The sequence below is a fragment of the Candidatus Binatia bacterium genome, from assembly GCA_023150935.1.
GTDB lineage: Bacteria > Desulfobacterota > Binatia > HRBIN30 > HRBIN30 > JAKLJW01.
This window is the reverse complement of the sequence record JAKLJW010000006.1, coordinates 130,821-137,700: the sequence shown is the minus strand read 5'-3', so window position 1 is coordinate 137,700 and position 6,880 is coordinate 130,821. Positions and strand designations below refer to the sequence as shown.

6 protein-coding genes are annotated in these 6,880 nt (G+C 67.4%); all 6 read right to left on the bottom strand.

The window, feature by feature from the left end; all coding sequences use genetic code 11:
* Positions 1 to 173 precede the first annotated feature (173 nt).
* Positions 174 to 1,232 (bottom strand): 3-isopropylmalate dehydrogenase, encoded by a 1,059-nt coding sequence (locus tag L6Q96_06470; protein ID MCK6554217.1) that lies wholly within the window; start codon positions 1,230 to 1,232, stop codon positions 174 to 176.
* Positions 1,233 to 1,485: 253 nt separating this feature from the next.
* On the bottom strand, positions 1,486 to 2,475 hold the full coding sequence (locus tag L6Q96_06465) for an alanine racemase (GenBank protein ID MCK6554216.1): 990 nt from the start codon (positions 2,473 to 2,475) through the stop codon (positions 1,486 to 1,488).
* Between the two features lie 4 nt (positions 2,476 to 2,479).
* Positions 2,480 to 3,580 carry a phosphotransferase family protein gene (locus L6Q96_06460; protein MCK6554215.1) on the bottom strand — a complete coding sequence of 367 codons (1,101 nt, stop codon included), beginning with the start codon at positions 3,578 to 3,580 and terminating at the stop codon, positions 2,480 to 2,482.
* 200 nt (positions 3,581 to 3,780) lie between these two features.
* Positions 3,781 to 4,176, bottom strand: a complete 396-nt coding sequence (locus L6Q96_06455) for a DUF4079 family protein (protein MCK6554214.1) — start codon at positions 4,174 to 4,176, stop codon at positions 3,781 to 3,783.
* Positions 4,177 to 4,197: 21 nt separating this feature from the next.
* Positions 4,198 to 5,445, bottom strand: a complete 1,248-nt coding sequence (locus L6Q96_06450) for an aspartate aminotransferase family protein (GenBank protein ID MCK6554213.1) — start codon at positions 5,443 to 5,445, stop codon at positions 4,198 to 4,200.
* Positions 5,438 to 6,757 carry a hypothetical protein gene (locus L6Q96_06445; GenBank protein ID MCK6554212.1) on the bottom strand — a complete coding sequence of 440 codons (1,320 nt, stop codon included), beginning with the start codon at positions 6,755 to 6,757 and terminating at the stop codon, positions 5,438 to 5,440. Before L6Q96_06445 ends, L6Q96_06450 begins: the two co-directional genes overlap by 8 nt.
* Positions 6,758 to 6,880: the final 123 nt, after the last annotated feature.

Sequence of the window (6,880 nt, the reverse complement as noted above, 5' to 3'; positions counted from 1 at the left end):
AGAAAACGGGGCTACTCGGGGCGAACGGAAAGCGTCGTACGGAATACGTCGCCGTAATTGTGCCCATCACTACTTAGGTACGCCTGGCGTTTCCGTCCGGCGCACCGCGGGGCGGAACGGCCGCCGCGGCGGTCGACGAACCGGCGCGGCGCTGATTCTGCACGGGGCTTTCTCTACAGCGTCGACGCTACGAGATCCCCGACCTCGGTGGTGGCGTGGCCCATCTTGCCGGCGGCGAGGTCCTTGATCTTCTCGCGCACGACTTTGATGACCGCCGCCTCGATGGCCTCCGCGGCCGCCGTCTCGCCGAGGAAGTCGAGCATCATCTGGCCGGCACAGATAGCGGCCAGCGGGTTGATGACGTTCTTGCCGGTGTACTTCGGCGCGCTGCCGCCGATCGGCTCGAACATGCTGGTCCCCTGCGGGTTGATGTTGCCGCCCGCCGCGATGCCCATGCCGCCCTGCACCATCGCTCCCAGATCTGTGATGATGTCGCCGAACATGTTGTCGGTGACGATCACGTCGAACCACTCCGGGTTCTTCACGAACCACATCGTCGTGGCGTCGACGTGGGCGTAATCGCGGTCGATGTCGGCATAGTCGCGTGCTCCGATCTCGTGGAAGGCGCGTTCCCACAGATCGAATGCGTAGGTCAGGACATTGGTCTTTCCACAGAGGGTGAGCTTCTTGCGGCGGTTGCGTTTGCGTGTGAACTCGAACGCAAAGCGCAGGCAGCGTTCGACGCCGCGCCGGGTATTGATGCTTTCCTGCACGGCGACCTCGTTGGGCGTGCCCTTGAACACGAAGCCGCCGGCGCCGGTGTAGAGGCCTTCGTTGTTCTCGCGCACGACGACGAAATCGATGTCCTCCGGTGTCTTGTCCTTCAGTGGACAGAAGCGCTGATCGTAGAGCTTCACCGGCCGCAGGTTGATGTACTGCTCGAGCTCGAAGCGCAGCCGCAGCAGGATGCCCTTTTCGAGAATGCCGGGCTTGACGTCGGGGTGGCCGATCGCGCCCAGCAGGATCGCCGGGAACTTGCGCAGTTCCTCAACCGCGCTGTCGGGCAGCACCTCCCCGGTGCGTAAGTAGCGGTCGCCGCCGAAGTCGTAGGGCGTCCAGTTCACCTTGAAGTCGAACTTGCGCGCTGCCACGCCGATCACCTTGACCGCCTCGCGAGCCACTTCCGGTCCGGTGCCGTCGCCGCCGATGAGGGCAATATCGTAAGTCTTCATGCCGGTTCTCCTGAGGCCCGCCGCGCGGGCGCATAAAATCGACGCAAGGGCGGAAGTATTCCGGGTTCACGCCGGCGTTGCAATCGAGGTTGCCGGTCGCCCTCTAGCGCGGGCTGACGCCCGCAACCCATTGCGGATTGCGGAATGCGGATTGCGGAACTCATGAATCCGTCGTCCGCAATCCGAAATCCGCATTCCGAAATTCTTCGCACCATGCGATCGAACACGGAATTCGTAAATCAACTCCGGCCGGTCACCAGCCACGCAGATCGACCGGCCAGGTCTCCAGCACGTGGTCGCCCGCGATCACGTGCATGCGCTCGTGATAGGCCACGGTGGGGTCGATGTGCGCCGGCCACACGCGGACCCGGTCGCCCACCTGCAGGGTCTTGTTCGGAATGAACGTGATGTGCTCGTCCGAGCAGAATAGCGTCTGCCCGTCGTCCACGACCGGGTTGCCGTGGTCCATCCCGAGAGCCTTCAGTCCGCAGTCGGCGACCGCGAAAGCCGGGGTGACGGAGATCGCCGTGGCGAAAACGCACAACGCCTGCCGGAACGGCAGACCGAGTTTCGCATAGGCGGTATCCATCAAGGCGTACGAGCCGGCCTGAATCTCGTTTGCCCAGGTGTTGCAGTCGTAGGTGCCGGTGCCGCCGGCGGAGACGATGTCGCCGCCGACCTCGCGGTGCGCCTGCAGGAGCAGTTCCATGCTCTGGGCGCACATCTGTTCGCGCAGCGTCCGGTCTTCGAGCCCGACCACATGGCCCTCGTAGCCCATCACGCCGCGCACCCCGAGCCCGGCTCGCCGGGCCCGCTCGGCGAGCCGACCGGCGTCGTCGGGCATGCAGCCGCAGCGCGGTAGACCGACATTGACGTCGATAAGCACCTCGCGCACGCCGCCGGCCGCCGCCGCGGCGATGGTGGCGTCGCTGTCTACCGCCACGGTGACCCGCGCGTTCAAGGCGCCGAGCCGGCGCGCGTCGATTACTTCGTTGGCGAGCAGCAAGTCGTCGCCGAGGCCAGCCTCGGCCATGCCTTCCACTTCGCGGATTGTCGCGCAGGTGAACGTCAGGTGCCCCACTGCCGCCTGCCGGCGGGCGAGCTGTGTGCACTTGTGCGCCTTGACGTGAGGACGCATCCGGGCCCCGGGAAGGGCCTCGGCCATCGTCGTGAGGTTGTGGTCCAGCGCCTCGCTGTCGATCAGGAGGGCGGGCGTTTGCAAGTCGTGGATCGTCAGTGCCATGAGCTCAGATCGCCTTTGTCTCGCTGCGTTCGCGGGCCCGCCAGAAGAGCATCTCGGCGCTTTGCTCGAAGTTCGCGAAGCGCTCGTCCTGGGTCTGACCGAGGTGGTAGCGGTAATAGATCTGCTGCAGCACGACGCCGATCTTGTAGAGGCCGAAGACGTAGTAGTACGGGACGGCCGCCGGGTCGAGGTTGCGCCGCCGGCAGTAGCGGTCCACCGCCTCCTGGCGGGTAAGGAAGCCCGGGACGTTCGACGGCATGCCGACCTGGCCGGTTCCGGGTGGCGCTTCGCTCGCTTCGATCCACGCCGAGAGCAACGTGCCGAGGTCGGCCAGCGGATCGCCGATCGTACACATGTCCCAGTCGAACACGGCCTCGCACCGCCCCGGGTCGTTGGCGGCGTACATCATGTTGTCCAACCGCCAGTCGTTATGGAGGAGCGTCGGCGCCGGCGACGCGGGCAGGTTTTCCCGCAGCCAACTGATGACTTCGCCCTCGACGACGATCTCTCGCGTCTGGGCGCGCCGATAGCGTTCCGCCCAGCCGTCCACCTGCCGTTTCAAGAAACCCTCGGGTTTGCCGAGGTCGCCAAGGCCGATGGCGTGCGGATCGACGTCGTGCAGATCGGCAAGGACGTCGATCATGACTTCACCGATGCGTCGGTTTACGGCGGCATCGCGTCCGCCGCCGAACTCCTCCGGGATCGTCCGGCGGATCACTACGCCGCGGCGCCGTTCCATGACGAAGAACGCGGCGCCGATGATGCTCGGGTCATCGCAGAAGACGAAAGCGCGCGGTGCATACGGGTAGCCCTTGTGGAGGACGGACAGGACCCGGAACTCGCGGCCCATGTCGTGCGATTTGGGCGCCACCGGACCGAGCGGCGGGCGGCGCAGGACATACTCCGTGGTGCCGTAGCGCAGGAGGTAGGTGAGGTTGGCGTGCCCGCCGGAGAACTGGACCACCTCGAGCGGTGCTTCGGCTTGTGGCAGCTTGCCGCCCAGATATGCCGCGAGACGCCCGCGGTCGAAGTCCTCTCCCTGGCGGATGGCGATGGTTTCCGGTGGGTCGGCGGCGGCGCCATGGGTGGGTGTGGGGTCGGCCATGCGTACTCCTCTTGCTACTTGTCAACGGATGCAAATCCGCCCGCGCGGGCGATAGTAACGGAAGGCGAGCCGGGCGGCCACGGGGAGCGCGTGAAGGCCGGGAGCTTTTCGTTCGGAGTCTAGATTGCCGCCGCCGGCCGTCGGGCCCACGGCGGCGCCGGAGGTTCCTCGCGATAAGGTGAGATGCCGCCCCACCGGTTTCACGGGGCGATCTGCAGGCCGAAGAAGGCCTGGGCGGCCGCGAGCAGCATGGCCGCGGCACCCAACCAGGGGTGCGCGGCGCGCAGACTCGGCAGGTGCATTCGCCGCGAGGTCAGATAGGCACCGGTCACCGCAACGATGAGTACCGTCCCCATCCGAAAGTGCGTGGTGCGAAAGATCTCCAGGTTGGAACGCCCGAGCCAGGTGGACGCCACCCCGCCAAGCCACGAGGCGAGCATCAGCACGAACAGGAGCGGCCCGAGGCGTGCGTGCCTCGCCAGCAACGCCCTGCGGTGACGCGGGTCGGTGCGCGACCGCAGGCCGATACCGCCCGTGTAGAACATGAGCACGACGACGATAGCTCCGACCGCCGGATGAACGTAGAGCCAGTTCACTGCCGCGCTGCCCGATCCGCCTCAGAGAACCGCCAGAGCTTCTCGCATCGCTGCGGTCGCCTGCTCGATCTCGGAGGCACCGATCGTAAGGGGCGGGGCAAGCCGCACCACCGTGTCGCGGTGCAGGGTCCAGTTCAGGATCAGGCCGCGCTTCAGGCACTCGGCGACGAACCGGCGGGTGACCTCCGGCGTCGAAAACTCCAACGCGAGCAGCAGCCCGAGGCCGCGCACCGACGACAACCGCTCTCCGCACATGCCGCGCAGCACCGCCAGCCAAGCCTGCCCCAATTGCGCTGCCCGGGCGGGAAGATCGTCGCGCACGAGCACCTCGAACGCCGCCAGGCCCGCCGCACAGCTCACGGGATGTCCTCCGAACGTGGTCACGTGCGCCAGCGGCGGATCGTGCTGCAGAGTCGCCATCGTCGCCGCACGGCCGACAAAGGCGCCGAGCGGCATGCCTCCGCCGAGCGCCTTCGCCAGCACGAGAAGGTCGGGCTCGACTCCCCAGTGCTCGACCGCGAACAGCTTCCCGGTGCGCCCGAATCCGGTGATCACTTCATCGATAACGAGCATCGCGCCCACGGTGTCGCACCTGCGCCGCAGCGCCGGAAGGAACTCGGGCGGCGGGATGCGAACCCCGCCCTCGCCCTGTATGGGCTCGACCACCACGGCCGCTACCGCGGTGTCGATGCGGTCGAGCCCGTCGACTTCCCCAAACGGCAGGAACTTCACCCCCGGCAGGAGAGGCTCGAACGGCACCCGGTAAGTCCGGTTTCCGCCGATCGACAGCGCTCCGCACGTATCGCCGTGAAACGAGCCCTCGAAAGCGACGAGCCCAGACCGGCCGGTAAACTTCCTCGCCGTCTTCAGCGCACCTTCGATGGCTTCCGTACCGCTGTTGGTGAAGTAGACGACGTCGAGCGTCCCCGGGGCGACCTCGGCCAGTCGGCGCGCCAACTCGACCTGCGGCCGCTGCACCATTTCGCCGTACACGGCGACGTGCAGATAGTCGCGAACCTGGCGCTCGATGGCCGCAACGACTTCGGGATGCGCGTGGCCGATGTTTGCCACCCCCATGCCGGCGAGCAGATCGAGGTAGGCGCGGCCCTCGTGATCCCGAATGGCGCAGCCGCTCGCTCGACTCACAACGAGACCGAGCGGTTGCGGCGACGTCTGACAAACATGACGGACGAAGTCGCCGCGCAGGCGAGAGACCTCGTCCATTGCGATGTCGGTCGCCGTGCCTCGCCACGGTGCCCGCTCAGGCATCGAGCCCACCCTCGACGGCCATCCACTCGACCCAGTCGCCGATGCGCGGCCGCCCCCCCTGCACCCAGGACAGCGGCGGTTGCTGCATGGTCCCGATCGGACAGACGCGATGGATACCGCACGCGGACAACATGTCGACGATCGGCTGCACTCGTTCGAGGCCCACCGCCAGCCCGGCCGCTTCGAGGTGACGCCGGTGTGCCACCAGGGCCGGGCCGACCTCGTTGAGGCTGGGTACGACCTTGAGCCGCAGACAGCGATTGAGGCACGTCGGTACGAGGTCCGGCCCGGGCTCGACCGTGACGGTCCAGTCCGCGCTGTCCGGGCTGGCGTACACCCGTACTCCCTGATCCGCGCGCCACTCGGCCTCCTGCCGAAAACGCAGCACGGCGGCCTTGTCGTCGAGGGTCTGGACACGGGGCGGCAGTTCGCGCGCCAGCTCGGCGAGTGCGTGTGCGAGATGTTCGGCGAACCGCACGGGACTGGCCACGCCGCCGGACTCGATGTAGCACGCCTGCGGCGACAGGCAGCCCTGCTGATCCCAGAGCGAAACGTCGTAGGCGAGGCGCTGTGCCAGGCCGCGCAGGGCGGATGCGTCGACCAGCCTCTCCTTGCCGATCGCCGCCACACTCATCTTGTGGCCGTAGCCGATGAATCGGCCGGAGACGCGCCCGGCGATCGAGGCGATCGCTGCGTCCCCACCCGATGCGACGACGAGGTCGACGTCGCGGAAGGCAACTTCTTCGAGGGCCGAGTTGCCACCGGTCCAGGGAGCCACCACGATACAGCGGCCCAAACCCTCGCTGACCTCGGCGATGGAGGAAGCGAGGAGGGCAGGGAAGACGGGGTCGCCCGCGGCCGGCTTGACGATGGCGGCCGACTTGAGCGCGAGGGTCGCCAGCATGGGCAGGGCGGCGAGTCCGGGAATGTTACCCGACAGCACGTGGGTGATCGCGAGAGGGCCGACGGCGCGCCGGCCGCGGCGGGCCTGGTCAAGGACGCGGCAGTCGCCGAGTTCGGCATCGAGTAACGCCCGCAGTGGCGCCGCCCGCAGCGGCAACATCAGCAACGGGAAGCCCTCGCGTACGGCCGCGCGCGAGAAGCCCGTGGCCATGGGCAGAACTTCGTCGACCGCCTGCCGCAGGTGGTATCCGGTAGAGAGCCAGCGGCCGACGACCTCGTCGAGCGTTTCGAGGATTGCTTCGATCGACTGCTGTCGCAGCCAGCGCTCCGCCGTCATCCGCGCCGCGGCGACCGCCCGGCGCAGGTCATCGGGGCCGAGCTGAGCGAGCTCGACCTCGATGTCGTTCACGCGCCGGACCTCGGTTGCGATATCTTCGCCGAGTCCCGGCAGGTGATATGCCGGCACGCAGACAGGCACGGGCGCAGCATAGCGGAGGGTCGTGGCAATGCCTATCGACGGGGAGGCGACAAG